We start from the raw sequence: 24,026 nt of genomic DNA, 5'->3' as shown, positions 1-24,026 counted from the left end.
ACGACTCCCATGACTCCACCCCTCCCGCGTAGACCCCGCTGGCGCAGCCTCGCCCTCTTGGCGTTGTGCCTGGCACCGCTGTTGTGGCCGCTGGAGCATCTGGCCGAGCGCTATTACCGCAGCGAACTGGCCGGCCAGAACCGCCAGACCCTCGACCTGTATGTCGCCAACCTGCTCGGCACCCTGCACCGCTATGAAGTGCTGCCGCAAATCCTGGGTGACCTGCCGGCCCTGCGCACTGCATTGGACTCGCCCAACGTCAGCACCAACCTGGTCAACGCCAACCTGCTGCTCAAAGAGGTTGCCGCCCAGGCCGGGGTGGAAGTGATGTACCTGATGGACACCACCGGCAAGACCCTCGCCGCGTCCAACTGGGACAAACAAGACAGCTTTGTCGGGCGCAATTTCTCGTTCCGCCCCTATTTCAGCGAAGCCATGGCCGGGCGCCTGGGGCGTTTTTTCGGCCTGGGCACCACCTCGGCCAAGCGCGGTTATTTTTTCGCCGCCGCCGTGCGCGATGGCAACAAAATCATCGGTGTACTGGTGGTCAAGGTCGATCTGGACCACACCGAGAGCCTGTGGGGCAACACCCCGGAACAACTGCTGGTCACCGACCACAACGGCGTGGTGATCCTGACCTCACGCCCGCAATGGCGATTCCGCGCGACCCGCCCGCTGACCGCTGAAGAACGCCAGGCCATCATCGCTATCCAGCCCTACCCGACTCGCGATCCGCAGCCGCTGAGCCTGAGCAGCACCGCGTGGCTGCGCCAATCCACGGCCATCGCCGAGACGGGCTGGAATGTGGAAATCCTTGCGCCACGCTCGTTGATCAACCGCCCCGTGCGCACCGTGGTTGCCGTAGGCGGCGCGACGCTGCTGGTGTTGATGTTGCTGTTGGGCTTGATGATGCAACGTCGCCGTCACTATCTGGAGCGCATTGCGTTCGAAGCCAAGGCCCGGCGCGAGCTGGAGGCGCGGGTGGTCGAGCGTACCAGTGACCTGGAAGGCCTCAACCGGCGCCTGAAACAGGAAGTGCTGGAGCGCGAACACGCCCAGCAGGAGCTGGTACGCGCCCAGGACGACCTGGTGCAAGCGGGCAAACTGTCGGCGCTGGGCACCATGTCGGCGAGCATCAGTCACGAACTCAACCAACCCCTGGCGGCGATTCGCAGCTATGCGGAAAACGCCGAAATCCTGCTCGATCATGAACGCACCGATGACGCCCGCGGCAATCTCAAGCTGATCAGTGAATTGACCGGGCGCATGGCCTCGATCATCGCCCACTTGCGCGCCTTCGCCCGCCGCGACCGCCATGCGCCCGAAAGCGTGGCCCTGCAACCGGCGCTGGACGATGCGCTGGCGTTGCTGGCCAAGCGGCGACGTTCGATGGAGGTGGAACTGATCCGCGATTTGCCGGAAGCCACCCTGTGGGTACAAGCCGGCGAAACCCGCCTGCGCCAGGTACTGGGCAACCTCCTGGCCAACGCCCTCGACGCCCTCACCGAAAAAGGCCCGCCGCGCAGACTCTGGCTGAGTGCCGAAACCACCGAACAGGGCGTCAACCTGTACATCCGCGACAACGGCCCGGGCTTTTGCATGGAAGCCCTGGGCCGCGCCAGCGAGCCGTTCTACACCACCAAGACGCGCACCCAGGGCCTGGGCCTGGGGCTGGCGATCTGTGACACCCTGATGCGTGCCTTTGGCGGCGAGCTGTTGTTTGCCAACCACAAGGAAGGCGGCGCGCTGTTAACCTTGAAATTGCGTGCCGGCTCGCCGGGCGTCAGTCTGCAACCGTCCGAGGACCGCAGTGTATGAGTATCGATAACCAGACTCAGGTGGTGTTGATCGACGACGATCCACACCTGCGTCAGGCCCTGTGCCAGACCCTGGACCTGGCCGGGCTGAAAGTCCTGACCCTGGGCGAAGCCAGCGGCCTCACGGCGCGTCTGTCACGGGACTGGCCGGGCGTGGTCGTCAGCGACATCCGCATGCCCGGCATGGACGGCCTTGAGCTGCTGGCCGAACTGCACGGCCAGGACCCGGACCTGCCGGTGCTGCTGATCACCGGCCACGGCGATGTGCCGCTGGCGGTGCAGGCCATGCGTGCCGGGGCCTATGATTTTCTGGAAAAACCCTTCGCCAGCGACGCCCTGCTCGACAGCGTGCGCCGTGCCCTGGCCCTGCGCCGCCTGGTGCTGGACAACCGCAGCCTGCGCCTGGCGCTCAGCGATCGTCAGCAATTGAGCACGCGACTGGTCGGGCATTCGCCGCAAATGCTGCGCCTGCGTGAACAGATCGGCGCCCTGGCTGCGACCAAGGCCGATGTGCTGATTCTCGGCGAAACCGGCGCCGGCAAAGAGGTGGTGGCGCGTGCGCTGCACGACCTGTCGAGCCGCCGCAGCGGGCCGTTCGTGGCGATCAACGCCGGGGCGCTGGCTGAATCGGTGGTCGAAAGCGAGCTGTTCGGCCACGAGCCGGGTGCCTTCACCGGCGCGCAAAAACGTCGCATCGGCAAGTTCGAGTTCGCCAACGGCGGCACCTTGTTCCTCGATGAAATCGAAAGCATGAGCCTGGATGTGCAGGTCAAACTCTTGCGCCTGTTGCAGGAGCGTGTGGTGGAGCGCCTGGGCGGCAATCAACTGATCCCGCTGGATATCCGCATCATCGCCGCCACCAAGGAAGACCTGCGCCAGTCCGCCGACCAGGGCCGCTTCCGTGCCGACTTGTATTACCGCCTCAACGTCGCACCGCTACGCATTCCGCCGCTGCGTGAGCGGGGTGAGGATGCACTGATGCTGTTCCAGCATTTCGCCGATGAGGCCAGCAGTCGTCACGGCCTGCCGCTGCACGAACTGCAACCCGGCCAGCGCGCGCTGCTGCTGCGCCATAGCTGGCCGGGCAATGTGCGCGAATTGCAGAACGCCGCCGAGCGCTTTGCCCTGGGCCTGGAGCTGGCACTGGATGCCACGGCGGATAATCCGGCCGCTGGCGTGCTGACGTCCACTTCGGGCGGCCTGAGCGAGCAGGTCGAGCAGTTCGAAAAAAGCCTGATCGCTGCCGAGCTGACCCGCCCCCACGGCTCCATGCGCAGCCTCGCCGAAGCCCTCGGCGTACCGCGCAAGACCTTGCACGACAAGCTGCGCAAGCACGGCCTGAATTTCGCCAACCAAAGCGGCGATGACGAATGACCGCCCCCACTCGCCAAGAGGCCCCCATGAACCGCGACAGCCGTTACCTGGAATCCATCCTTCACCACGACATCCCCCTCACCCGGGAAATGGGCCTCAAGGTGCTCGACTGGCAACACGGCCAATTGCAGCTTCACCTGCCCTTGCAGGCCAATATCAACCACAAGAGCACCATGTTCGGCGGCAGTCTGTATTGCGGCGCAGTGCTGGCGGGTTGGGGCTGGCTACACTTGCAGTTGCGCGAGGAAGGGATTGAAGACGGGCATATCGTGATTCAGGAAGGGCAGATCAGTTATCCGCTGCCGGTCACGCGGGACGCAACCGTGGTGTGCCAGGCACCGGAGGAGAAGGTGTGGAAGCGCTTTGTAGCGACGTATCAGCGCTATGGTCGCGCGCGCTTGACGCTGGAGACGTGGGTTGTGAATGAGGGCAGTGCAGAGCATGCGGTCAACTTCACCGGCCAATACGTCCTGCACCGTTAGAAACCACAACACAAAACCACTGTGGGAGCGGGCTTGCTCGCGAATGCGCAGGGTCAGTCGATACTTGCATCAGCTGACAGACCGCATTCGCGAGCAAGCCCGCTCCCACATTTGATCTGATGTGACCTTAAGATCTCGCCAGGTTTAGCAACCGTTCACGCCACGCGGCCTTGGCCGGCAACGCCAGAAAGAACGGGTTCAACAACGATGCCCGCGGCGGGTAGCTGAACGGCTCACCGCTTAACTCCAACACTTCGCCCCCCGCGCCTTCCAGCACGCCTTGGGCTGCAGCCGTATCCCACTGCGAGGTCGGCGCCAGGCGCGGATAGCAGTCCGCACTGCCCTCGGCCAACAGGCAGAACTTCAGCGAACTGCCGATATTCGTCAGTTTCAACGCGCCCAGGCCTTCGCTGAGCCCGCCCAGCAAACGCTCCTGCTCCGGGCTGGTGTGCCGACGGCTCGCGACCACGGTGAACGACTCGCCCGCTGCCGGCGCTTCACGCACCTGGATCTGCTTGGGCGCTTCCTTCACGTCGGAGCGCCAGGCCCCCAAGCCAGCGCCACCGAAGTAGCAACGGCCATTGGTTGGCATCGAGACCACGCCGAACACGACGCGGCCCTGTTCGATCAGGGCGATGTTCACGGTGAATTCTTCGCTGCCGGAGATGAACTCCTTGGTGCCGTCCAACGGGTCCACCAGCCACCAGCGCTGCCAGCCGGCGCGCACGCTCTGGTCGATATCGGCATCTTCTTCGGACAGTACCGGGATGCTCGGGTCAAGCGCGGTGAGGCCGGCCAGGATCAGATGGTGAGCGGCCAGGTCCGCTGCCGTCACCGGCGAATCATCGGCTTTGGAGGTAACGGCCACATCGGCGCGCCAGTACGGCAGGATCACTTCACCGGCCTGGCGGGCCAGCTCGATCACCGGGGCAATAAACGGGTGGCCTAAAAACAGTTCGCTCATGCGTTAAACGCTCCTCGCTGGGTCAACAGGTCTCGTACCAGGTACAGCGCAGCCAGGGCGCGGCCTTCGCTGAATTGTTCATTTTGCGCAAGCATCGACAGCTCACGCAGGTTGACCCGGTCCACACGCATCGGTTCAGGTTCATCGCCTTCCAGGCGTTCTTCATAGAGGTCGGTGGCCAGTACCACCTGGATTTTCTGGCTCATGTAGCCAGGCGACAGCGACAGTTCAGTGAGGTGCTCCAACTGCCGTGCGCCGTAGCCGGCCTCTTCCTTGAGTTCGCGATTGGCCGCCGCCAGCACGTCTTCGCCGGGTTCGATCAAGCCCTTGGGCAAGGACAGCTCATATTCGTCGGTGCCGCCGCAGTATTCTTCCACCAGCAACGCATGGTCCGCGTCGATCATCGCCACGATCATCACCGCACCATAGCCGGCACCGCGGCCCACCAAGCGTTCGTAGGTCCGCTCAACGCCATTGGAAAAGCGCAATTGCACTTCCTCCACGCGGAACAAACGGCTACTGGCGACTATTTCGCGGGCGAGGACGGTGGGTTTCTGGCGCATGAGCGGCTCCTTGGCGTGATCGGGTTACTATACCGTGGCTTTTCCGATTGTCTGTGTCGGATATCTTTACTTACATGAGACCGCCCCATGCCCTCTTTGCCCTGGCACGCCATCGACACTGTCCTGCTGGACATGGACGGCACCCTGCTCGACCTGCACTTCGACAACCACTTCTGGATGGAACACCTGCCCCAGCGCTACGCCGAGCTGCATGGCGTGAGCCGCGCCATGGCCGAGATGGAGTTGCAGCCGCTGTTCGAGCGTAACGCCGGACAGTTGCAATGGTATTGCCTGGATTTCTGGAGCACGGAACTGAAGATCCCGGTACGCGAACTCAAGCTGGAAACCGCGCACTTGATCGCCCTGCGCCCGGATGCCGACACCTTCCTCGCGACAATCAAACAGGCCGGCAAGCGCGTGATCCTGATCACCAACGCTCATCGTGATTCGCTGTCATTGAAGCTGGAACGCATTGAACTGGCGCCGTATTTCGAACGGTTGATCAGCTCCCACGATTACGGTTTCGCCAAGGAACACCCGCAGTTCTGGGACGCCCTGCAAGCCGATATCGGCTTCGACCCGGCACGTAGTCTGTTTATCGATGACACCTTGCCGATCCTGCGCAGCGCCCAGGCGTTTGGCGTGGGGCATTTGCTGGCGGTGAAAGAGCCGGACAGCAAGAAGGGGCCGAAGGACACGGCGGAATTTGCGGCGGTCGACGACTACCGAGATCTCATTGCCGGACTCTGAACCCATGTGGGAGGGGGCTTGCCCCCGATTGCTGTGCATCAGAGACACATTCAGTCACTGACACATCACCATCGGGGGCAAGCCCCCTCCCACCTTTCGTCCTGCGTTTTACTCAGGAATACGCAGTGTCTGCCCTGGGTAAATCTTGTCCGGGTGCGACAACAGTGGCTTGTTGGCTTCGAAGATCTTGTTGTACTGGTTGGCGTTGCCATACACCGCCAGGGAAATCGCGCTCAGTGTGTCGCCCTTTTTCACCACGACGAAACGGGCGGCAGTAACCGCCGGGCCGGTTACGGTGATCTGGTCATCCACACTGGCCACACCGGCAATATTGCCCAGCGCCAGCAGGATCTTCTCTTTCTCTTCCTGGGTGGCGACTTCACCGGTCACGGTCACCTTGTCGCCATCCACCGTGGTCTGCACATTCGGATTACCCAGACCCACTTTGGACACGTGCTCCTTCAACTGCTCACTGGCGTTTGCATTACCCGGCGTCAACAGGTCGACAATCTTTTCGCCGGCTTCCTTGATAAAGCTGAAAATGCTCATAGTGCGCGCTCCTTGTTAATTGAATTCCAGATGCCCAAGACTAGACCAGTCCTACAGACTTGGGTTCCAGCCCGGCAAAAGACCCAAACGCGCTAGAATCCCCCCGCCATTGGAATAAGCCCTGGAGCGAAGATGGACATCAAGCAGCTGAAATTCCTCATCGCCCTCGACGAGACGCGTCACTTCGGCCAGGCGGCGGCGCGTTGCCACATCACTCAACCGACCCTGTCGATGCGCCTGCGCAGCCTTGAAGAAGAGCTGGACCTGCCCTTGGTCAATCGCGGCCAGCGCTTCGAGGGCTTTACCGCCCCCGGCGAACGCGTGCTTGCCTGGGCGCGCACGGTGCTGGCGGCGTATGACGGTTTGCAGGCCGAAGCGGCCGCCTGTCGCGGCAACCTCGTCGGCACATTGCGCCTGGGCGTGGTGCCGCTGTCGAGCTTCGATCCCTTGGCGTTGATGCAGCAACTGCATAAAGAGCACCCGAACTTGCGCTTCGAGCTGTCGGCGCTCAGCTCCGAACAGATCCTTGAGCAACTGGCGAGCAATCGCCTGGACCTGGGCGTGTCTTACCTGGAGCGCCTGGACAACGAGCGCTTCGACTCCCTGGCCTTGGGCGAAACCCGCATGGGCCTGCTTTACGACCAACGCTTCTTCAGCTTTGGCGACACGCCGTTGAGCTGGGAAGCCCTCATCGAACTGCCCCTGGGCATGCTCACCAGCGGCATGCACTTTCGTCAGTCCATCGACCACAACTTCCACAGCCGTGGGCTCAACCCGCAGCCGCTGTTGCAGACCGATGCCGTCCATCAGTTGTTGCAAGCCGTGCATGGCGGCCTGTGCTGCGCCGTGATGCCTTTGGATGGTGGCCTGGACGCACTCACCGAGCATCTGCGCCTGCAGCCGATCGAAGACGCCCATACACTCGCCCGTCTGGGCTTGATCATGCGCCGCAGTGCACCGCGCTCGGCGTTGGCCGAGGCGTGTTTCGCGCTGTATCAGAAATCGCAAAACGAGTCTTGATCGACGTCATCTATCGGTAGATCAGTACTGGCAATTAGACGCGACGCTTTGTCGCGCCTAGTCTAAACACTGATCAATCTGCCGGTGGTACTGCCCCATGAACGCCAAGCGCCCAGTCTGCGCGGCGCCCGCTCTTGAAACGCCAGCGCCCGCCGCCAGCCAGAGCTACCAGTATTGCAATCTCGAACACACGGAATCTGCCAGCACAGCCCTGGCCGAGGAAGTGGCGTTGGCGATTGCCTACAACGACATCAGCCAAGCGGTAATGCTGGTGACGCCGACAGACCTGGAAGACTTTATCGTCGGCTTTAGCATCGGCAGCGGCATTATCGCCGACGTTAGCGACATTTATGACCTAAAGCTCAGCGGATCAGGCTCTGCCCAGTACGCTCAGGTGCAGATCTCCAGCCGCGCCTTCTGGAACCTCAAGCAGCAGCGCCGCCAATTGGCCGGCACCAGTGGCTGCGGCCTGTGCGGCGTGGAAGCGGTCGAGCAAGCGCTGCCCGACCTCGACGTGTTGCCGGGTGCGCCATTGCCGCCCGCCGAGTGGCTGGATGGCCTGCGCCAACGCATCAGCGCGTTCCAGCCCTTGGGCCAGTACAGCGGCGCCGTACATGCCGCCGTATTCATGAACGGTCGGGGCGAATTGTTGCTGGGCCGCGAAGACATCGGCCGGCACAACGCCCTGGATAAATTGATCGGCGCATTGATCCGCCAAAAGATTCCGACCGAAGGCGGCCTGGCGATTGTTACCAGCCGTTGCAGCCTGGAGCTGATCCAGAAAGTCCTGCGCGCGGGTATCCAGACCCTGGTCAGCCTGTCGTCACCCACCGGCCTCGCCCTGCAATGGGCGCGCCGGCATAACCTCAATCTCATCCACCTGCCGCAGAAAAGTGCGCCGCGGGTCTATAGCCCTGCGATGGAGAACCAGCCATGAGCCAGCATCACCAAGCCGACCAAACCCCGACCCCGCGCTACAAGCCCTACAAAGGCCCGGCCGGCGGCTGGGGCGCACTGATCAGCGTGGCGCAGGCCTGGCTGACCAGCGACAACGCGCTGAAAAACCTGCGCATGATGCTCAAGACCAACCAGAACGGCGGTTTCGACTGCCCGGGCTGCGCCTGGGGTGACTCACCGGAAAGCGGCATGGTCAAGTTTTGCGAAAACGGCGCCAAGGCGGTTAACTGGGAAGCCACCAAGCGCCGCGTGGATGGTGCATTTTTCGCCAAGCACAGCGTCACCGCCTTGCTGGAACAGAGCGACTATTGGCTGGAATATCAAGGCCGGCTGACCGAGCCGATGCGCTATGACGCCGAAACCGACCGCTACCAACCCGTCAGTTGGGAAGCGGCCTTCGACCTGGTCGGCAAGCACCTCAACGCCCTGCCCAGCCCGGACATGGCCGAGTTCTATACCTCGGGTCGCGCCAGCAACGAAGCAGCCTACCTGTACCAGCTGTTCGTGCGCGCCTACGGCACCAACAACTTCCCGGACTGCTCGAACATGTGCCACGAAGCCAGCGGCGTTGCGCTGGCGCAAAGCGTGGGCGTCGGCAAAGGCACCGTGACCTTTGATGACTTCGAACATGCCGACGCCATTTTCGTCTGGGGCCAGAACCCCGGCACCAACCACCCGCGCATGCTCGAACCACTGCGCGAAGCGGTTAAACGCGGCGCCCAAGTGGTGTGCATCAACCCACTTAAAGAGCGCGGCCTGGAACGCTTCCAGCACCCGCAACACCCGCTGGAAATGCTCACCAACGGCGACAAGCCAACCAACACCGCCTACTTCCGCCCGGCGCTGGGTGGCGACATGGCCATCCTGCGCGGCATGGCCAAGTTCCTGCTGCTGTGGGAACGCCAGGCCCAGGCCGAAGGCAAGGAGGCCGTGTTCGACCACGACTTCCTCAACGAACACACCGCCAACGTGCTGGATTACCTGGGCAAGATCGACGACACCTCCTGGGATGAGATCGTCGAACAGTCCGGCCTGACCCTGGTCGAGATCGAGCAAGCGGCGCGCATGTACGCCAAAGGCAAGAACGTGATCATGTGCTGGGCGATGGGCATCACCCAGCACCGCCACTCGGTACCGACCATCCAGGAAATCGCCAACCTGATGCTGCTGCGCGGCAATATCGGCCGCCCAGGCGCCGGCCTGTGCCCGGTGCGCGGCCACAGCAACGTGCAGGGCGACCGCACCATGGGCATCAACGAACGCCCACCGGTGGCGTTCCTCGACGCCCTGGAGCGTCGTTTCCACTTCCAGGTGCCGCGTGAAAACGGGCACAACGTAGTGGAAGCTATCCACGCCATGCTCGAAGGCCGCTCCAAGGTGTTTATCGGCCTGGGCGGCAACTTCGCCCAAGCCACACCGGACAGCCCGCGCACCTTTGAAGCCCTGCGCAATTGCGACCTGACCGTGCAGATCAGCACCAAGCTCAATCGTAGCCATCTGATGCACGGCAAAGACGCGCTGATCCTGCCGTGCCTGGGCCGTACCGACATCGATATCCAGGCCGAAGGCCCGCAAGCGGTGACGGTGGAAGACTCATTCAGCATGGTCCACGGCTCCAATGGCCAGTTGCAGCCGCTGTCGAAACTCATGAAATCCGAACCAGCCATCCTGGCCGGTATCGCTGCCGCAACCCTGGGCAGCAAGCCGGTGGACTGGAACTGGCTGGTGGCCGACTACAGCCGCATCCGCGACCTGATTGCCGATACCATTCCCGGCTTCAAGGACTTCAACGAGAAGATCAAGCATCCGGGCGGTTTCTACCTGGGCAACTCCGCGGGCGCGCGCCGCTGGAACACCCCGTCGGGCCGCGCCAACTTCCGCCCGAATATCCTGCCCAAGGACCTGATCCACGAACGCACCCACGCTACGGGCCGCGTACCGGACCTGATCATGCAGTCGATGCGCTCCCACGATCAGTACAACACCACCATCTATGGCCTGGACGACCGCTACCGTGGGGTCAAAGGCCAGCGTGACGTGTTGTTCGTCAACGAAGCCGACATCATCCGCCTGGGCTTCAAGCCGGGGCAAAAGGCGGACATCGTGTCGCTGTGGGAAGACGGCCGTGAGCGTCGCGTGAAGGGTTTCACCTTGCTGGCATTTGATATTCCGGCGGGGCAGGCTGCGGCTTATTACCCGGAAGTGAACCCGCTGGTGCCGCTGGAAAGCACCGGGGATGGCAGCCATACGCCGACGTCGAAGTTCGTGGCGATCCGATTGGAAGCGGCAAGTGACAACGGCTTGATCATGGCGCGCTCGGCCTGATCATGACTGTTGTGGTGGGTAGGCTTTTATTGGCTTGCGGGCTTGTTGTGGCGAGCGGGCTTGCCCCGCTCACCACAGGGAATTACCCGCCAAAGGAATTTCGGGCACAAAAAAGGCCGCTTTTGCATAAAAGCGGCCGTTCCGAAGTAGCTAAAGACTCACGAATTCGACTTAAGTTCCCTAGTAAAAACAGTAAGTTATGGAGTTGTGTACAACTCGTGCTACTGGTCGGATTTCTATTGTCACAATCCAGATACAGCCTCAGGATCGCGCCGTCATCCTCTTGAGGTCTCCCTAATGAAGTTCTCCTCGATTCTCTTGTTGTCCCTTGGCCTGGTCAGTGGCGCAGCCATGGCCGGTGGCACCACCGAAGCCGGTGTGGGCGGCGCATTGGGCGGGGTTCTAGGTTCGGTCGTTGGCCAGCAGCTAGGCGGCAACACCGGTTCGACCATCGGCGCAGCCTTGGGTGGCGCGGGCGGTAGTGCGGTGGGCGCCGACAAGCGCAGCCGTGGTGAAGCCGCCATTGGTGGCGCATTGGGCGCGGCGGGCGGCAACGTTGTAGGCCGCAGTGTCGGCGGCAGCACCGGCGCACTGATCGGCTCAGCGGCTGGCGGTGGTGCAGGTGGCGCGCTGGGTAACTACATGGGCAACAAGAGCGATGACGACGACCGTCGCAGCCGCGGGCGTGATCACCGTCGTTATGACCGTGATGATCATCGTGGGCGCGGTCATGCCTATGGGCATCGCAAGAACAAGCATCACTACCGCGACTAATAATTGCCCCATTGTAGGAGCCGGCTTGCCGGTTCCTACAGAGTGACCAACCGCTGCAACGCTTCGCGCAACCGCCCCGGAATCGTCACCGGCTGGTTCGACCCGCGATCCACGAACACATGTACAAACCGCCCCGCCGCGCAGGCCTCTTCTTCGCCCGCCTTGAACACCGCCAACTCGTACTGCACTGAGCTGTTGCCCAACTTGCCTACCCGCAGGCCGATTTCAATGCGCTCGGGAAAGGCGATCGACGCAAAATAGTCGCACGCCGAACTCACCACAAACCCCACCACGTCACCGTCATGAATATCCAAACCACCTTGCTCGATCAGGTAGGTATTCACTGCCGTGTCAAAAAAGCTGTAGTAGGTCACGTTGTTCACATGGCCATACACATCGTTGTCGTGCCAGCGCGTGATGATCGGCTGGAAGTGAGGGTAATCGGCACGTTGCGGCACGGTGTCAGGCATCGGGTCATCTCGAGAAAGTGAGTTACAGATCATTCAGATGGGTCTGGGCCCATTCGCGTACCTCGGCATAGGGGTAGTCTTCCAGCACAGCAAAACCCGGAATGCCCCGCGCCTTCAACTTGGTAAACAGCGGCACGCTGATGCCTCCAAGGAAACGCGTCAGGCGTTCCGCCCCAGGCAGTTGCCCGGTGTGTTCATGATGCCTGTGGATAAAATCACCGCACAGCCCCATGAAGTTCTTATCCACAAGTGGCGGCAAGCCCGGCGGCGGCGGTAGATGCGCAATATGGCCATGGCACACCGAGCAATGCCCGCAGCGCTGCGGCGCGTTTTCATCGCCAAAATACTTCGCCAGTCGCTGCCCCAGGCAGTATTCGGTGGCGAACAGATCGAGCATCGCGTGAATCCGCGCGACTTCTCCCACCTCGTGCTGCTTGAAGCCTGTGTATAACTCAGCGCTCAATACCTGTGGATCGAAATCGGTCTCCAGCAGGCTGTAGACCTCAGTCATCTGCTTGCTTTCCAACTCGATCAGGCCCTGCTCCTGGAAGTAATCCAGCGCCTTCACCACCCGTCCGCGCTCGGCATTGTGCTGTTGATACAGTGCATCGAAATCCACGGTCGCCCAGGTCTTCGCCCGTTTGCACACCTGGATGATCGCTGCAACAAACTGCTGCCTCTCACCGGAAAATCGCGCCAGCAGAACCTCAGGCTCGACCAGGTATTTGAAACGGTACTCAGCGTAAAACGCGTAACGCGGCGCGATGACGCCTTTGAGCTCCAACTGCACCAAAAGCGTCTTTAACGGTAGCTCGCGGATATTGCTGTGGTCCGACAAGGACCTGAGCAAAAACTCCCACTGCCCATCACCCCGCGCGGCCTGCAACTCTTCCAGCACCCGCCGGATACCTTCCTGCTCCGGCGTATCACCGTAGACGAAGTTTTCCAGCACGTTGAGGCTGTCGCGATTGGCCAGCACCAGGCAGTCGGACGGCTGCCCATCACGCCCCGCCCGGCCGATCTCCTGGCTGTAGTTCTCGATGGACTTGGGCAAGTCGAAGTGCACCACGTTGCGGATATCACTCTTGTCGATGCCCATGCCAAACGCGATGGTGGCGACGATGCAATTGGAGCGACCACCCATGAAGCGCTGCTGGATGCCCTCGCGTTTATCGTGGGGCAGGCCCGCGTGATAGGCCTCGGCCTGGATGCCGTTGCGATTGAGGTGCTCGGCAATCTGCTCGGCGGTTTTTTGCAAGGTGACGTAGACAATGCTCGGCTGGCCGACACGCTCACTCATCCACTGCACCAGCCGGCGACGCTTGTCTGCACCGCTGACCGGCTCCACCAGCAGGTTGAGGTTGGGCCGGTAGAAGCCCGTGGTGACCACATCGCCCGGGGCAATGGCGAACTTGGCCTGCATGTCGGCAATCACTTTGGGTGTGGCTGTCGCCGTCAGCAGCAGTGCTTGTGGGATATTGAACTGGCGCTGGTAGTCCGGCAGCTTCAGATAGTCCGGACGGAAGTTGTGGCCCCACTCGGAAATACAGTGGGCCTCGTCCACCACCAACAACGAGATCCGCACACTTTGCAGGAAGTTACGGAAGCGTTCATTCTTCAAGCGCTCCACCGAAATCATCAGGATCTTGAGTTCGCCCGACCGCGCACGGGCCATGACCTCATTGGCCTCATCGCGGCTCTGGGCCGAGTCGATACTGCCCGCCGCAATGCCATGGCGCTGCAGGAAACCCAACTGGTCCTGCATCAACGCCAACAGCGGCGATACCACCAGCGTCAGGTGCGGCAGCAACACCGCCGACAGCTGGTAACACAGGGATTTGCCCGACCCGGTAGGGAAAATAGCGGCCGCCGAACGCCCCGCTAATATGGCGCTGACCGTTTCTTCCTGGCCCAGGCGAAACTGTGGGTAACCAAAGACCTGTTGGAGGGTGTCATGCATAGGCTGTCACTCCATTGACCGCTGGGGGAGTCAAAAACATAGGTCAGCGATCGAGAATAGGTCGGGGATAAACGCTACAAACTGATACAGAGAAAACCAGCAAGCCGACGCAAAAACGAAGACATTAACACGCCTGATCACCAGCCCCGACACGGAGTCGTGAATGTCGCACAAGCCAGTAATCTCATCGCTACGCCTGGTACTGCTCACACTGCCCCTGCTGCTGCTGGGTTGTGTCACCCCACCCTCCTCAAAGCCCGCCGAGCCGGATACACAGCGCTTTGAAACACTCGAGTACCTGGCGCAAAAGGCCCTGCCGATCGTTAAGGCATCAGCACTCTACGCACGAGGAGGCACAGGCCAGGGTGTCAAAGTGGCACTGATCGATTCAGGCCTGAACCAGGACCTGCCTGAGTTCTACGGCCGCGTGGCCGACCCCGGCTACGACTTCGTGCAACACCAACCAGGCACTCTCGATATCAAGGGCCACGGCACCCAGATGGCCGGCATTCTCGCCGCCAACAAGAACGACCAGGGCATCCACGGCATTGCCTTCAACGCCCAGTTGATTCCCATGCGCTTCGGCGATGACCAGGAGCCGTTCTATTTCGACCGTGAAATTGCCCAGGCCTGGACCCTCGCACACACAAAGGGCGCACGGATTTTCAGCAACTCATGGGCCAACCCCATCGAAGCCAACACCAACGAAGTTCCCATCTATGAGCGCTTGATGGGGGACTCATTGGACGTGGCGAAAAAGCTGGTCGCCGAGGGTGCGGTGTTTGTGTTTTCCACCGGCAATGAGGTCAAGCGTGAACCGCTTGCCGAGCCCGGCCTGCCGGCATTGGTGCCCGAACTGGAGAAGGGCTGGATAGCCGTCATGGCCCTCAAGAGCGACGGCACGACTATCAATCTCAAGTCCAACTATTGCGGCCTCGCGGCGCGCTGGTGCATCGCGGTGCCGGGAGGTGACGGCGGTGCAGGGCTGTTGACCACCCACAAGGACGGCGGCTACGGGCCAACGGCCGGCACCTCGCCGGCCGCCGCGCTGGTCAGCGGCGCCTTGGCGGCCTTACAAAGTCGCTTTCCCGAAATGACGCCGCAACAAGTGCGTGACCGCCTGCTCAGCACCGCCAATCGAACAGGAATCTACGCCAACAGCGAAGCCTATGGGCGTGGGTTGATGGACCTGGACGCTGCCTCGCGCCTGTAATCGTGCCCAAACAAACAACGCGCCCTGAGGCGCGTTGTCGGTAGAACATTTGTCGCTGTGTATCAGTGGTTCTGCACCCGTTCGATCGCTGTGTCATACACCGGGTTAGCCTTCTGCTCCTTGGCCAACTGATAGTGACGCAACGCATCCGGGAATTGCCCCGCCGCTTCGTAGATCCGCGCAATGTTGTAGTAGGCGCCCGCTCGCACCGTCGCAGCGTTCGCGCCGGTGGCGAGGGCGATAGCCTTGCGGTTGGCCCAGATCGACTCGGCGGTGTTGCCGGCCTTCTGATACGCCAGGCCCAGGTTGCCGTAGGCCTTGCCGAAGCCATTGTCCAGTTCGATAGCCTGGCGGAACAGGTCAATGGCCTGGTCCAGCTTGCCGGCCTGGTAGGCCGCTTCACCTTGCAGGTTCAGACGTTTCGCATCGGCTTGTGCAGAGGAACTGACCGCAACAGCGGTAACGGCCACGCTGTCATCCAGCAACGGTTTGACTTCGTTGAGCACGTTCGCCGCGTTAACCGTCACGCCACTGAAGGTGTTGATGTCCTGGAAGTCACCACTGCCGGTCATGCGGAACACGGTCCACAGGTTACCGCTGCGGTTTTTCGGCACGTAGTAGGTGCGCACCAGCGATTGGCCCATGTACACGAACACCTTGGCTTCGCTATTGGACAGCTGGCGCGAACCGGGATTGCCGCCGTTGGTGAAGTCATGCACGGCATACACGTAGCTTTCGCCGTAGTGTTTTTTCTGCAGGGTGATGGTTTCCGGGCCGTAGCTGTCGACGTCATCCACGTCCAGTTCGGCGTCGGTGCCCGTCTTGTTCTCGAAGTAGATATTGTTGCCAGGGAAAATCATGTGGGAGTCGAGGTCTTCCGGGGTCTTGCCCCAGGTCAACACAACGCGCAGGCCGTCGAGGTTTTCCATCACCGGGCTGATGGCATACGTCATGCCGGCGCACGGGCACTTCACCACCAGGTTCGAGTAGCCAGGCTTCTTGATGATCAGAAGATTGGTGGCGTCGTCTGCGGCTTCGCTGGTGAGGGTCACCTGGCCCTGGGCGTTGGTGCGGCCCACGACGTTCTGCGCACCGTTGCGTTGCAGCAACACCTCGGCGTCAGCGATCTTCTGGTCCTTGACCACCGCACTGAGCACTTCAATCGGCAATTGCGCCGCCTGGACTGAAAACGCGACCGCACACAATGACATCGCCGAAGCGACACGCAGCAAACCCATGCTTAACTCCCTTTAAGTAGCGGGCGGAATCGCCCTGCAAGATTTTGCGCTGAAACATACTCTTAAATGCGCTCGCTGGCGGATTATTTATACAGAATGTGACGTGGTTTTTATCCCGCCTGCCTGTTGAAGCATTGCGCTACAATCAAGCCTTGCTACCCAGGAGTACGCTGCCATGAGCGAACCGACGTTTGAGCAAAAACAGGATCATTACCACAAGATCCGCCGTTCCAATTACCTGGCCAGCCTGCGCCTGGAAGGGTTCGACACCCAACCGGCCGACGTCGACAAACCCTTGCCGACCCGCGAAGCCGTCCTTGCCAAGTACCGCAACAGCCCACGCTGATGCTCGACAAATACGGGGTGGGCCAGGATCCGTACTGCTATCCCGGTAGCAGCGTCCTGCGCAACCGCCTCGATTTGCTCGATGAAACCCGACTGCACCAGGCCGAGCGGGAGTTATCCGAAATCGCCGTAGGTAACCTCCCCCTCTTCCCGCCGCCCTACGACCTCGAACGCCTGCAACACATCCACCGCGTCCTGTTCAACGACCTCTACGACTGGGCCGGCGAACTGCGCAGCGTCAACATCCAGAAAGGCGACACCCTGTTCTGCACCCCGGAACGCATCCCGCCGGAAGCGGCGAAGATCATCCGGCAAATGGAGGCAGCGAACTGGTATGTCGGGGCGAGCCAGGCCGAGCTGGTGACGCAGATTGCCGAAGCCTATGGCGACCTCAACGTCATCCACCCCTTCCGCGAAGGCAACGGCCGGGCGCAGCGGATTTTGTTCGAGCAGATCATCGTGAATGCCGGGTTTTCCGTGAACTGGTGGCTGGTGAAACACGCGGCGTGGATACCCGCGAATATTGATGCGGTGGCCTGTGATTATCGGGGGTTGGAGGCGATTTTTGAGCGGTGTGTCAGTAGGCCGGTCGGTGCCTGAGCGGACCGTGCACAGTTAAACCATCTGTTTATTGCCCGGAAACTGGCTCACTTCTAAGGTTCGCTTCGTCGCTGCCAAATCAGCGGCCGGGTTTGGTCACTCGAAAAACAGCACACATAAGTGCCATTACTTACTCTTCGAACGTCTATCGTCTCGTATCGCAGTGCTATGGCGGCTGTGTGGGGGACGTCTTCGGACGTGCCGGAGTGCTGTTTCCGGCTGGCCAACCCGCGCACAGTCCGCCACCCACCGTTTGGCCACGGTGATGTCGGTTACTTAACAGCAAACCGAGTACCTTCAAATGCAAATACCTGAAACGATGGACCGCTATCGTCAGCTACGCACCAACTTCACCGACACCCATCCGCTTATCATCGACACTCAAGCCAAAGCCGAAGACATCCAGTCCGCCGCGCATCAACGCATCCGCGCTGCCACAGACTTGCTGGAAACCTTCTCCTGCCTGACATTCGAACACGCAGACCTCAAAGACATTTCCCACATCACTAACGCCCTGTACCTGCTCGTTCAGGACGGCTGTGATTTGCTGGAAGCAGCTCAGCACGTGCAGCTACAACCTCAAAAGCCTTACACCTAAGCTCTAACCTTTTGTAGGAGCGAGCTTGCTCGCGAAGATCGTCAACGATGACGCGGTAAACCCGGAAAACTGCGGCGCCCTGGGGTTCTTCGCGAGCAAGCTCGCTCCTACAACTGAACGCTTTAACTACCGAAAATCACTGCCAAACAAAAAATCCCGGAAAGCCCTGTAAGAAACCTCCAAATACCGCGACATCCCCTTCTGAAACTGCTTAAAACTCCTGCCCACCCCTCTATAAATCTCACCTTTCTCTGACTGAAACTGGCGCCCTTTCAACAGCCCCGGCAAATACAAGTGAACATCGAAAGGACTCAACATATCGGCCACCACGGTGTGATATTCACAGTGATTCGCTTCACTGTTGTACGTAGCAACCAGCAGGCTTTAGTCAATCTGTGCTTGCTGGAAGCAAAAGCGGCAGCACAGCAAGTTCGCGATCATGTACGCAGACTTTACGAAAGAATGCTGGCTAGAGATTTGCCATGCGAAATGGCGATCGCAATTTCGTACCCACTAAGGCGCAATCAAGCCGATCGGTTTAACGACCAAAACATACTGATCAAGCAAATAATCTCTGGAGCGGTTGCAGCACCAGCAATTGTAATCTCTGCAGCTACGGCAGGCTTTGTTCGCGATACGATTGACAGCAAGCTTCGCAGGTATCACGCAGGGGATATCATCATTGGTCTGGATGCCAGTGTGAGAGGCGGCATAGGTCCTCAGCGGTCAACACTATCAATGCATGTCTACTCGGACGAGCCTTAATCACATGGCCCTGTACCTGCAATCCGTCGTTTTTTTCATTTTCTATCTGGTGCTGCACTACCAAATCACCGACCCCGTCCTCAGAAAGCGCTTCGCCCTCACATTCCTTGCAACAGGCTTCACCTTGACGTTCCTACTACCCTACGTCGCGGTGATCCTCAGAATGCCTTTCCTACCTGTCTTCGTATTCTTGATAGGCTTGGCACTCTTCCTCACTCGAAACCAATACCAGATCCACCGCAACCGATCCCCTCACCCACTCCTGCGTGCCCCCACCATGAACCTCGCCCCCAACTTCCCCGAAGACCCCGTCATGCAACAACTCCTGCAGCTCTTGCACGAAGAAATCGGCCTGCCTAAACACAAGACGATCCGCCTGCAAACCTCGATCAACTTCGACCTGGGCTGCGACGGCAGTGAGGCCAAGCAGCTGATGGAAGCGCTGGAGCAGGAATTTGCCCTCGACCTGGGTGACTACGACGCTTATCGTTACTTCAACCCGCCGGTGTTCGATGTGTTTCTCAAGCGTCGGGCCAAGGGGCGCGGCGAAAAAGTGCCGCTGACCATCGGCATGCTCTACCTGGCGATCAAGACCCACAGCTGGGACACGCAGACCCTGGAAAACCTGAGCTGAGCGAACACAAATCCCAGGCACACCGGTACTCAAATGTGGGAGGGGGCTTGCCCCCTCCCACATTTGATGAGCGTGCTCAAAACAACAAGGACCTTACATGGACGTAACAATGGGCCTGCTGGCCGCCCTGCTGTGGGGCGGCACGGATTTTCTCGTGGGCCTCAACGCCCGTGCCGTGGGCGTAAAACGCGCGGTGTATTTCGGTCAGGCGCTGGGTTTCCTGATCATGACCCTGCTGTTGGTCATCCTTCCGACCTTCCTGTTCAAAGCCCTCGACGCCGCGCTGAGCGTCTGGCTGCTGGGCATCGCTGCCGCCCTGCTCACCGTCTCCGGTGCTCTTGCACTGTCCAAGGCCTTCGCCCTGGGCAAAGCCGCCATCGTGGCGCCGCTGGTGACCTCCTACGGTGTAGTGACCACCCTGCTGTCCTGGGCCAGCGGTGAACACATCAACCTGACGCAACTGGGCTGTATCGCCCTGTGTGTGCTCGGCGTGATCCTCTCCAGCCAGCACAAGGACAACCGCGTCCCCCACGACAATCCACGCCTGTCCATCGCCTATGCCATGCTCGCCGCCTTGCTGTATGGCACCAGTTTCTGGCTGCAAGGCCGCTACACATTGCCGGCGCTGGGGCCGATCACCATGCTGTGGCTGGGTTACCTGGTTGGATTGTGCGTGCTGGTGGTGATGGTGTTGAAGATCAAGGACGGCCTGAAAATCCCACCGCTGAAAAACTGCGCGACGCTGACCGGGGCAAGCTTGATGAACCTCGGCGGGTTCTCGGCGTTTTCATGGGGGGCGATGGCGGGGTCGGTGTCGGTGGTGACGGTGATCAGTACGTTGTCGGGCGGGATCGCGGCGATCCTGGGGTTCGTGTTTTTCAAGGAACGGTTATCGGCAGTGCAGGTGCTGGGGGTTGCGCTCGTACTGGTCGGCGCGGTGGTTTTACATATCGCCGACTAACCTGCCGCGCACAAAAAAGCCGCCTCACAAGAGGCGGCTTTTTCACAACGACTGTCTCTTACAACTTAGGACCTGCCGCCTTGATCGCATCGCTCACTTCAAACTTCTTGAAGTTCTCGATGAACAGACCGGCCAGCGCCTTTGCTGCTTCGTCGTAGGCAGCCTTGTCGGCCCAGGTGTTACGTGGGTTCAACAGGCCGGTTTCAACGCCCGGGACGGCCAATGGCACGTCGAGGTTGATGGTGTCGAGGTGTTCGGTTTCAGCACCGACCAACGCGCCGCTCTGGATCGCTGCGATCACGCCGCGAGTAGTCGGGATATTGAAGCGCTTGCCGACGCCGTAGCCGCCGCCGGTCCAGCCGGTGTTGACCAGGTAGACCTTGGAGCCGAAGCCACGGATCCGCTTGATCAGCAGCTCAGCGTATTCGCCAGCCGGGCGCGGGAAGAACGGTGCGCCGAAGCAGGTGGAGAAGGTCGACTTGATGCCGCCGCCGGAACCCATTTCGGTCGAACCCACCAGCGCGGTGTAGCCGGACAGGAAGTGGTAGGCCGCCTGTTCTTCGCTGAGGATCGACACCGGTGGCAGTACGCCGGTCAGGTCGCAGGTCAGGAAGATTACCGCGTTTGGCTCGCCGCCCAGGTTCTTCTCGGAACGCTTGGCCACGTGCTCCAGCGGGTAGGCGGCGCGACTGTTCTGGGTCAGGCTGACGTTGGTGTAGTCGGCGTGCTTGGCGTCGTCGATCACCACGTTTTCGAGCACGGCGCCGTGCTTGATGGCTTTCCAGATGACCGGCTCGTTCTTCTCGGACAGGTCGATGCACTTGGCATAGCAACCGCCTTCGATGTTGAACACCACGCCTTCGCCCCAGCCGTGTTCGTCGTCACCGATCAGGTAACGGCTTTCGTCGGCGGACAGGGTGGTCTTGCCGGTGCCCGACAGACCGAAGAACAGGGTCACGTCGCCTGCTTCGCCGATGTTGGCGGCGCAGTGCATCGGCAGTACGTCGGAAGCCGGCAGCAGGAAGTTCTGCACCGAGAACATGGCTTTTTTCATTTCACCGGCGTAGCGCATGCCGGCGATCAGGACTTTTTTCTGTGCGAAGTTGAGGATCACGCAACCGTCGGAGTTGGTGCCGTCACGCTCTGGCACGCACTCGAAGTTGGCCACGTTGAGCACTTGCCACTCTTCACGACCGGCCGGATTGTACTGGGCCGGGTTGATGAACAGGCAACGACCGAACAGGTTCTGCCAGGCCGTCTGGGTGGTCATTTTCACAGCCAGGTAGTGGTCTTCGGCAGCCCCTACGTGAACGTGGGAAACGAAATGCTCTTGCGCGTTGTTGAATGCCTCGACGCGAGCCCACAGGGCATCGAACTTATCGGCCGGGAACTTGCGGTTGATCGGGCCCCAGGCGATGGAAGCCTGGGTAGTAGGCTCTTCAACGATGAAACGATCGACTGGCGAACGGCCGGTACGGTGACCGGTTTCTACGACCAGCGCGCCAGTATCGGCAAGCACGCCTTCACCGCGCTGCAGGGCTTCTTTGACCAGATCGTCAACACTCAGATCGGTGTATACGGCGTTATTGGCTTGCGTCATGAGGTTCCCCGTCGGCCTATGGCCGAGTGCTCCAAACGTTTTGTAGTAGAAAGTTGCGCACTACTACCGCGAAAAAAGTGGGCCGGATTATGCCAGAAAAGCCCAAAAAGAGTAGGGCCCTCCCGTCAGAACTGCGCTAATCCGGCGTTTGTCAGGTGATTTACCTGTGCTTAAACGTTTTAGTGGCGGGTGTCGGAAGGCGTGTCGATGCCTGCACCGGCGAACAATTGCGCTACATCGGCCGCATCGAACAGGTAACGCTCATTGCAGAACTGGCAGTCGATCTCGATATGGCCGCCGTGCTCAACCACCAGGTTTTGCGCATCTTCCAGGCCCAGGCTGACCAGCGCATTGGCCGAGCGCTCACGCGAACAACTGCAGTTGAAGCGCAGGCCCTGTGCGTCAAACAGTCGCACGGCCTCTTCGTGGTACAGGCGATGCAGGATGGTTTCGTTGTCCAGGCCCAGTTGCTCTTCAGCGGTGAGGGTGCCGGCCAGGGCAGTCAGCTTGCGCCAGCTGTCGGTGCGCTCATCTTCATCCTTGATGCGGTCAGCCGGCAGTTGCTGCAACAGCATGCCACGGGCGCGCTTGCCGTCGGCGTTGAGCCAGAACTTGGTGCCCACCTGCTGGGACATCACGAAATAGTTGGTGAAGCACTCCGACAGGGTTTCGCCGTCCAGGTCGACAATGCCCTGGTAGCGCTGGCCTTCGGTCGGGTCGACGGTAATCGCCAGCACGCCATTGGCCATCAGGTCGGACAAGGTGGCATCCGGCGCAATCTGGTCGGCTTCATAACGGGCCAAGCCACGGATTTCGCGCTCGCTGGAGCATTCGATCATCAACATCGGCACCGGGCCTTCGGAGCGCGCCTGCAGAATCAGCAAACCATCGAACTTCATGGTGCCCACCAGCAACGCTGCCGCTGCCATCAGTTCACCGAGCAGTTGCGCGACCGGCTCCGGATAGGGGTGCTTGGCGAGGACTTCGGCATAGCTGCGCTCCAGCGAGACCAGCTCGCCGCGGGCGTCGCTCTCGTCGAAGATGAAGCGTTGGGTGAAGTCGGTATCCGGTAGATCAGTCATAGGTCTGGGTATCTGAATTGATGACAAATTGATTACAAGGTTTATAGAATTAAACGCTTTAGCACCGTTTTGGTGCAGCTTTCTGAAGCCGTGGGGGACAGTTTATGAACAATCCGGGTTTGTTCCAAGCCAAGTGGAACCTCGGGCGATGGGCCGTTTGCAATCTACTCGCTGTCGGGTTGCTGTGTTTTTGGCTGTGGCCCACGGGCCAGATGCTGTGTGTGATGTTCGACGAGTGGCTGTTTCATCTGCTCAACGGCCCTCTTGCGACCAACTCCACATGGCTGCACGTGTGGGCTGTAGCGAGTTTGCGACCGTTCGATGCGGTGGTCGGGGTGATTCTGCTGATGCTGTTGATTCGCGGCGATTGGGTGTTCAAGGCCGTACACGTGCGCCAGGCCATGTTAGGTTTTGTCGGCATTCTGCTGCTGTTGCTGTTTATCCGCATGCTGTTTTCCAAACTCGCTGCGCACATGGGCTGGCAACACCATAGCCCGTCCATGGTAATCAGCGGGGCGATCCAGATGAGCGACTACTTCCCTGGCCTGGAAAAGACCTGGGAATTGAAGGACCGCTCGAGCCAGAGCTTCCCGGGGGACCATGCCTCGGTGCTGTTGATCTGGGGGATGTTCATGACCGTGTTCGCCAAGCGCGTCGGCCAGGTGCTGGTGATCTGGGGCCTGGCGCTGCTGTTCATGATGCCGCGCCTGGTGGCGGGGGCACATTGGGGGCAGGACGATTACATCGGCGGTGTGTTGCTGGCGCTGTTGGCGCTGGGCTGGGGATACTACACACCGTTTGCGGCGAAGGTTTCGAGTGGGTTGTTACGGGTGACGGCGCCGGTGTTTGGGCTGGCTGCTCGTTTACCCATAGTGGGGCGAATGAGCGTCGTCAGGCCTGCGCAATAATTTGTAGTGAGCGAGCTTGCTCGCGCTGGGCTGCGGAGCGGCCCCAAAAAAGCGGGAGCGCTGCGCACTCCAGCGCG

25 protein-coding genes are annotated in these 24,026 nt (G+C 60.6%); 17 read left to right on the top strand and 8 right to left on the bottom strand.

All coding sequences use genetic code 11. The annotated features are described in order from the left end of the window. Positions 1-9: 9 nt before the first annotated feature. The 3 genes from BLR69_RS22970 to BLR69_RS22960 are packed head-to-tail and all read left to right on the top strand — an operon-like array spanning position 10 to position 3,673. Positions 10-1,818 (top strand): sensor histidine kinase, encoded by a 1,809-nt coding sequence (locus BLR69_RS22970; RefSeq protein ID WP_071497006.1) that lies wholly within the window; start codon positions 10-12, stop codon positions 1,816-1,818. Then, positions 1,815-3,191 carry a sigma-54-dependent transcriptional regulator gene (locus tag BLR69_RS22965; RefSeq protein WP_071497005.1) on the top strand — a complete coding sequence of 459 codons (1,377 nt, stop codon included), beginning with the start codon at positions 1,815-1,817 and terminating at the stop codon, positions 3,189-3,191. Before BLR69_RS22970 ends, BLR69_RS22965 begins: the two co-directional genes overlap by 4 nt. Positions 3,192-3,217: 26 nt before the next feature. Next, positions 3,218-3,673: a YiiD C-terminal domain-containing protein gene (locus tag BLR69_RS22960; protein ID WP_071497004.1), complete on the top strand. Its 456-nt coding sequence runs from the start codon at positions 3,218-3,220 to the stop codon at positions 3,671-3,673. Between the two features lie 127 nt (positions 3,674-3,800). Here the strand turns inward: BLR69_RS22960 and cysQ are convergent, their stop codons facing one another. Continuing rightward, positions 3,801-4,637: a 3'(2'),5'-bisphosphate nucleotidase CysQ gene (gene cysQ, locus BLR69_RS22955; RefSeq protein WP_071497003.1), complete on the bottom strand. Its 837-nt coding sequence runs from the start codon at positions 4,635-4,637 to the stop codon at positions 3,801-3,803. Next, on the bottom strand, positions 4,634-5,200 hold the full coding sequence (gene nudE / locus BLR69_RS22950; protein ID WP_071492477.1) for an ADP compounds hydrolase NudE: 567 nt from the start codon (positions 5,198-5,200) through the stop codon (positions 4,634-4,636). The genes cysQ and nudE overlap by 4 nt, the downstream gene beginning before the upstream one ends. Positions 5,201-5,287: 87 nt before the next feature. On the opposite strand from nudE, the gene yrfG reads away from it, so the two are divergent. After that, complete coding sequence (gene yrfG, locus BLR69_RS22945; protein ID WP_071497002.1) at positions 5,288-5,950, top strand: GMP/IMP nucleotidase; 663 nt, start codon at positions 5,288-5,290, stop codon at positions 5,948-5,950. Between the two features lie 108 nt (positions 5,951-6,058). Here the strand turns inward: yrfG and lysM are convergent, their stop codons facing one another. Further along, positions 6,059-6,499: a peptidoglycan-binding protein LysM gene (gene lysM / locus BLR69_RS22940; RefSeq protein WP_003187704.1), complete on the bottom strand. Its 441-nt coding sequence runs from the start codon at positions 6,497-6,499 to the stop codon at positions 6,059-6,061. A 132-nt stretch (positions 6,500-6,631) separates the two neighbouring features. Between lysM and BLR69_RS22935 the strand changes: the two genes are divergently transcribed. The 4 genes from BLR69_RS22935 (at position 6,632) to BLR69_RS22920 (ending at position 11,575) form a co-directional block, all read left to right on the top strand. Beyond that, on the top strand, positions 6,632-7,519 hold the full coding sequence (locus tag BLR69_RS22935) for a LysR family transcriptional regulator (protein WP_071497001.1): 888 nt from the start codon (positions 6,632-6,634) through the stop codon (positions 7,517-7,519). Between the two features lie 97 nt (positions 7,520-7,616). Continuing rightward, positions 7,617-8,456: a formate dehydrogenase accessory sulfurtransferase FdhD gene (gene fdhD / locus BLR69_RS22930; RefSeq protein WP_071497000.1), complete on the top strand. Its 840-nt coding sequence runs from the start codon at positions 7,617-7,619 to the stop codon at positions 8,454-8,456. Next, positions 8,453-10,801 carry an FdhF/YdeP family oxidoreductase gene (locus tag BLR69_RS22925; protein ID WP_071496999.1) on the top strand — a complete coding sequence of 783 codons (2,349 nt, stop codon included), beginning with the start codon at positions 8,453-8,455 and terminating at the stop codon, positions 10,799-10,801. Before fdhD ends, BLR69_RS22925 begins: the two co-directional genes overlap by 4 nt. A 297-nt stretch (positions 10,802-11,098) precedes the next feature. Beyond that, complete coding sequence (locus BLR69_RS22920; protein ID WP_058424794.1) at positions 11,099-11,575, top strand: glycine zipper domain-containing protein; 477 nt, start codon at positions 11,099-11,101, stop codon at positions 11,573-11,575. 35 nt (positions 11,576-11,610) lie between these two features. On the opposite strand, the gene BLR69_RS22915 is transcribed toward BLR69_RS22920, so the two are convergent. After that, positions 11,611-12,045: an acyl-CoA thioesterase gene (locus BLR69_RS22915; RefSeq protein WP_071496998.1), complete on the bottom strand. Its 435-nt coding sequence runs from the start codon at positions 12,043-12,045 to the stop codon at positions 11,611-11,613. A 22-nt stretch (positions 12,046-12,067) separates the two neighbouring features. After that, positions 12,068-14,005, bottom strand: a complete 1,938-nt coding sequence (locus BLR69_RS22910) for a RecQ family ATP-dependent DNA helicase (RefSeq protein WP_071496997.1) — start codon at positions 14,003-14,005, stop codon at positions 12,068-12,070. Positions 14,006-14,168: 163 nt separating this feature from the next. Between BLR69_RS22910 and BLR69_RS22905 the strand changes: the two genes are divergently transcribed. Then, complete coding sequence (locus BLR69_RS22905) at positions 14,169-15,218, top strand: S8 family peptidase (RefSeq protein ID WP_071496996.1); 1,050 nt, start codon at positions 14,169-14,171, stop codon at positions 15,216-15,218. Positions 15,219-15,280: 62 nt separating this feature from the next. On the opposite strand, the gene BLR69_RS22900 is transcribed toward BLR69_RS22905, so the two are convergent. Next, complete coding sequence (locus BLR69_RS22900) at positions 15,281-16,456, bottom strand: tetratricopeptide repeat protein (RefSeq protein ID WP_071496995.1); 1,176 nt, start codon at positions 16,454-16,456, stop codon at positions 15,281-15,283. A gap of 175 nt (positions 16,457-16,631) precedes the next feature. Between BLR69_RS22900 and BLR69_RS22895 the strand changes: the two genes are divergently transcribed. From BLR69_RS22895 to BLR69_RS22870, 7 genes are all read left to right on the top strand, one after another. Continuing rightward, positions 16,632-16,802 (top strand): YhfG family protein, encoded by a 171-nt coding sequence (locus tag BLR69_RS22895; protein WP_010214072.1) that lies wholly within the window; start codon positions 16,632-16,634, stop codon positions 16,800-16,802. Next, on the top strand, positions 16,802-17,401 hold the full coding sequence (locus BLR69_RS22890) for a putative adenosine monophosphate-protein transferase Fic (RefSeq protein ID WP_071496994.1): 600 nt from the start codon (positions 16,802-16,804) through the stop codon (positions 17,399-17,401). The genes BLR69_RS22895 and BLR69_RS22890 overlap by 1 nt, the downstream gene beginning before the upstream one ends. 301 nt (positions 17,402-17,702) lie before the next feature. Continuing rightward, entirely contained in the window at positions 17,703-17,999 is a 297-nt protein-coding gene (locus BLR69_RS22885; protein ID WP_071496993.1) for a hypothetical protein, read from the top strand. A gap of 25 nt (positions 18,000-18,024) precedes the next feature. After that, positions 18,025-18,171, top strand: a complete 147-nt coding sequence (locus BLR69_RS30970; protein WP_166794318.1) for a hypothetical protein — start codon at positions 18,025-18,027, stop codon at positions 18,169-18,171. A 122-nt stretch (positions 18,172-18,293) separates the two neighbouring features. Beyond that, entirely contained in the window at positions 18,294-18,764 is a 471-nt protein-coding gene (locus BLR69_RS22880; protein ID WP_076955258.1) for a hypothetical protein, read from the top strand. 277 nt (positions 18,765-19,041) lie between these two features. Continuing rightward, positions 19,042-19,398, top strand: coding sequence for a DUF1493 family protein (locus BLR69_RS22875; RefSeq protein WP_071497230.1), 357 nt, complete (start codon positions 19,042-19,044; stop codon positions 19,396-19,398). A 97-nt stretch (positions 19,399-19,495) separates the two neighbouring features. Then, positions 19,496-20,359, top strand: a complete 864-nt coding sequence (locus BLR69_RS22870) for a DMT family transporter (RefSeq protein WP_232000933.1) — start codon at positions 19,496-19,498, stop codon at positions 20,357-20,359. Between the two features lie 58 nt (positions 20,360-20,417). Here BLR69_RS22870 and BLR69_RS22865 read toward each other — a convergent pair whose 3' ends face one another. Further along, a complete protein-coding gene (locus BLR69_RS22865) occupies positions 20,418-21,959 on the bottom strand; it encodes a phosphoenolpyruvate carboxykinase (RefSeq protein ID WP_071496990.1) in 1,542 nt (513 codons plus the stop codon). Positions 21,960-22,138: 179 nt separating this feature from the next. After that, complete coding sequence (hslO, locus tag BLR69_RS22860; RefSeq protein WP_071496989.1) at positions 22,139-23,041, bottom strand: Hsp33 family molecular chaperone HslO; 903 nt, start codon at positions 23,039-23,041, stop codon at positions 22,139-22,141. 104 nt (positions 23,042-23,145) lie between these two features. Here hslO and BLR69_RS22855 point away from each other — a divergent pair, with 104 nt between their 5' ends. Continuing rightward, entirely contained in the window at positions 23,146-23,949 is an 804-nt protein-coding gene (locus tag BLR69_RS22855) for a phosphatase PAP2 family protein (RefSeq protein ID WP_071496988.1), read from the top strand. Positions 23,950-24,026: the final 77 nt, after the last annotated feature.

This window comes from Pseudomonas azotoformans (assembly GCF_900103345.1).
Classification (GTDB): domain Bacteria; phylum Pseudomonadota; class Gammaproteobacteria; order Pseudomonadales; family Pseudomonadaceae; genus Aquipseudomonas; species Aquipseudomonas azotoformans.
Note: the sequence above shows the minus strand (reverse complement) of the source record. Positions and strands in the feature narration are given on the sequence as shown.

Excerpts from the sequence above, each read along its gene's own strand:
- BLR69_RS22970 (WP_071497006.1), top strand. The coding sequence starts at position 10 with ATGACTCCACCCCTCCCGCGTAGACCCCGCTGGCGCAGCCTCGCCCTC.
- BLR69_RS22965 (WP_071497005.1), top strand. The coding sequence starts at position 1,815 with ATGAGTATCGATAACCAGACTCAGGTGGTGTTGATCGACGACGATCCA.
- BLR69_RS22960 (WP_071497004.1), top strand. The coding sequence starts at position 3,218 with ATGAACCGCGACAGCCGTTACCTGGAATCCATCCTTCACCACGACATC.
- cysQ (WP_071497003.1), bottom strand. The coding sequence starts at position 4,637 with ATGAGCGAACTGTTTTTAGGCCACCCGTTTATTGCCCCGGTGATCGAG.
- nudE (WP_071492477.1), bottom strand. The coding sequence starts at position 5,200 with ATGCGCCAGAAACCCACCGTCCTCGCCCGCGAAATAGTCGCCAGTAGC.
- yrfG (WP_071497002.1), top strand. The coding sequence starts at position 5,288 with ATGCCCTCTTTGCCCTGGCACGCCATCGACACTGTCCTGCTGGACATG.
- lysM (WP_003187704.1), bottom strand. The coding sequence starts at position 6,499 with ATGAGCATTTTCAGCTTTATCAAGGAAGCCGGCGAAAAGATTGTCGAC.
- BLR69_RS22935 (WP_071497001.1), top strand. The coding sequence starts at position 6,632 with ATGGACATCAAGCAGCTGAAATTCCTCATCGCCCTCGACGAGACGCGT.
- fdhD (WP_071497000.1), top strand. The coding sequence starts at position 7,617 with ATGAACGCCAAGCGCCCAGTCTGCGCGGCGCCCGCTCTTGAAACGCCA.
- BLR69_RS22925 (WP_071496999.1), top strand. The coding sequence starts at position 8,453 with ATGAGCCAGCATCACCAAGCCGACCAAACCCCGACCCCGCGCTACAAG.
- BLR69_RS22920 (WP_058424794.1), top strand. The coding sequence starts at position 11,099 with ATGAAGTTCTCCTCGATTCTCTTGTTGTCCCTTGGCCTGGTCAGTGGC.
- BLR69_RS22915 (WP_071496998.1), bottom strand. The coding sequence starts at position 12,045 with ATGCCTGACACCGTGCCGCAACGTGCCGATTACCCTCACTTCCAGCCG.
- BLR69_RS22910 (WP_071496997.1), bottom strand. The coding sequence starts at position 14,005 with ATGCATGACACCCTCCAACAGGTCTTTGGTTACCCACAGTTTCGCCTG.
- BLR69_RS22905 (WP_071496996.1), top strand. The coding sequence starts at position 14,169 with ATGTCGCACAAGCCAGTAATCTCATCGCTACGCCTGGTACTGCTCACA.
- BLR69_RS22900 (WP_071496995.1), bottom strand. The coding sequence starts at position 16,456 with ATGGGTTTGCTGCGTGTCGCTTCGGCGATGTCATTGTGTGCGGTCGCG.
- BLR69_RS22895 (WP_010214072.1), top strand. The coding sequence starts at position 16,632 with ATGAGCGAACCGACGTTTGAGCAAAAACAGGATCATTACCACAAGATC.
- BLR69_RS22890 (WP_071496994.1), top strand. The coding sequence starts at position 16,802 with ATGCTCGACAAATACGGGGTGGGCCAGGATCCGTACTGCTATCCCGGT.
- BLR69_RS22885 (WP_071496993.1), top strand. The coding sequence starts at position 17,703 with ATGCAAATACCTGAAACGATGGACCGCTATCGTCAGCTACGCACCAAC.
- BLR69_RS22875 (WP_071497230.1), top strand. The coding sequence starts at position 19,042 with ATGAACCTCGCCCCCAACTTCCCCGAAGACCCCGTCATGCAACAACTC.
- BLR69_RS22870 (WP_232000933.1), top strand. The coding sequence starts at position 19,496 with ATGGACGTAACAATGGGCCTGCTGGCCGCCCTGCTGTGGGGCGGCACG.
- BLR69_RS22865 (WP_071496990.1), bottom strand. The coding sequence starts at position 21,959 with ATGACGCAAGCCAATAACGCCGTATACACCGATCTGAGTGTTGACGAT.
- hslO (WP_071496989.1), bottom strand. The coding sequence starts at position 23,041 with ATGACTGATCTACCGGATACCGACTTCACCCAACGCTTCATCTTCGAC.
- BLR69_RS22855 (WP_071496988.1), top strand. The coding sequence starts at position 23,146 with ATGAACAATCCGGGTTTGTTCCAAGCCAAGTGGAACCTCGGGCGATGG.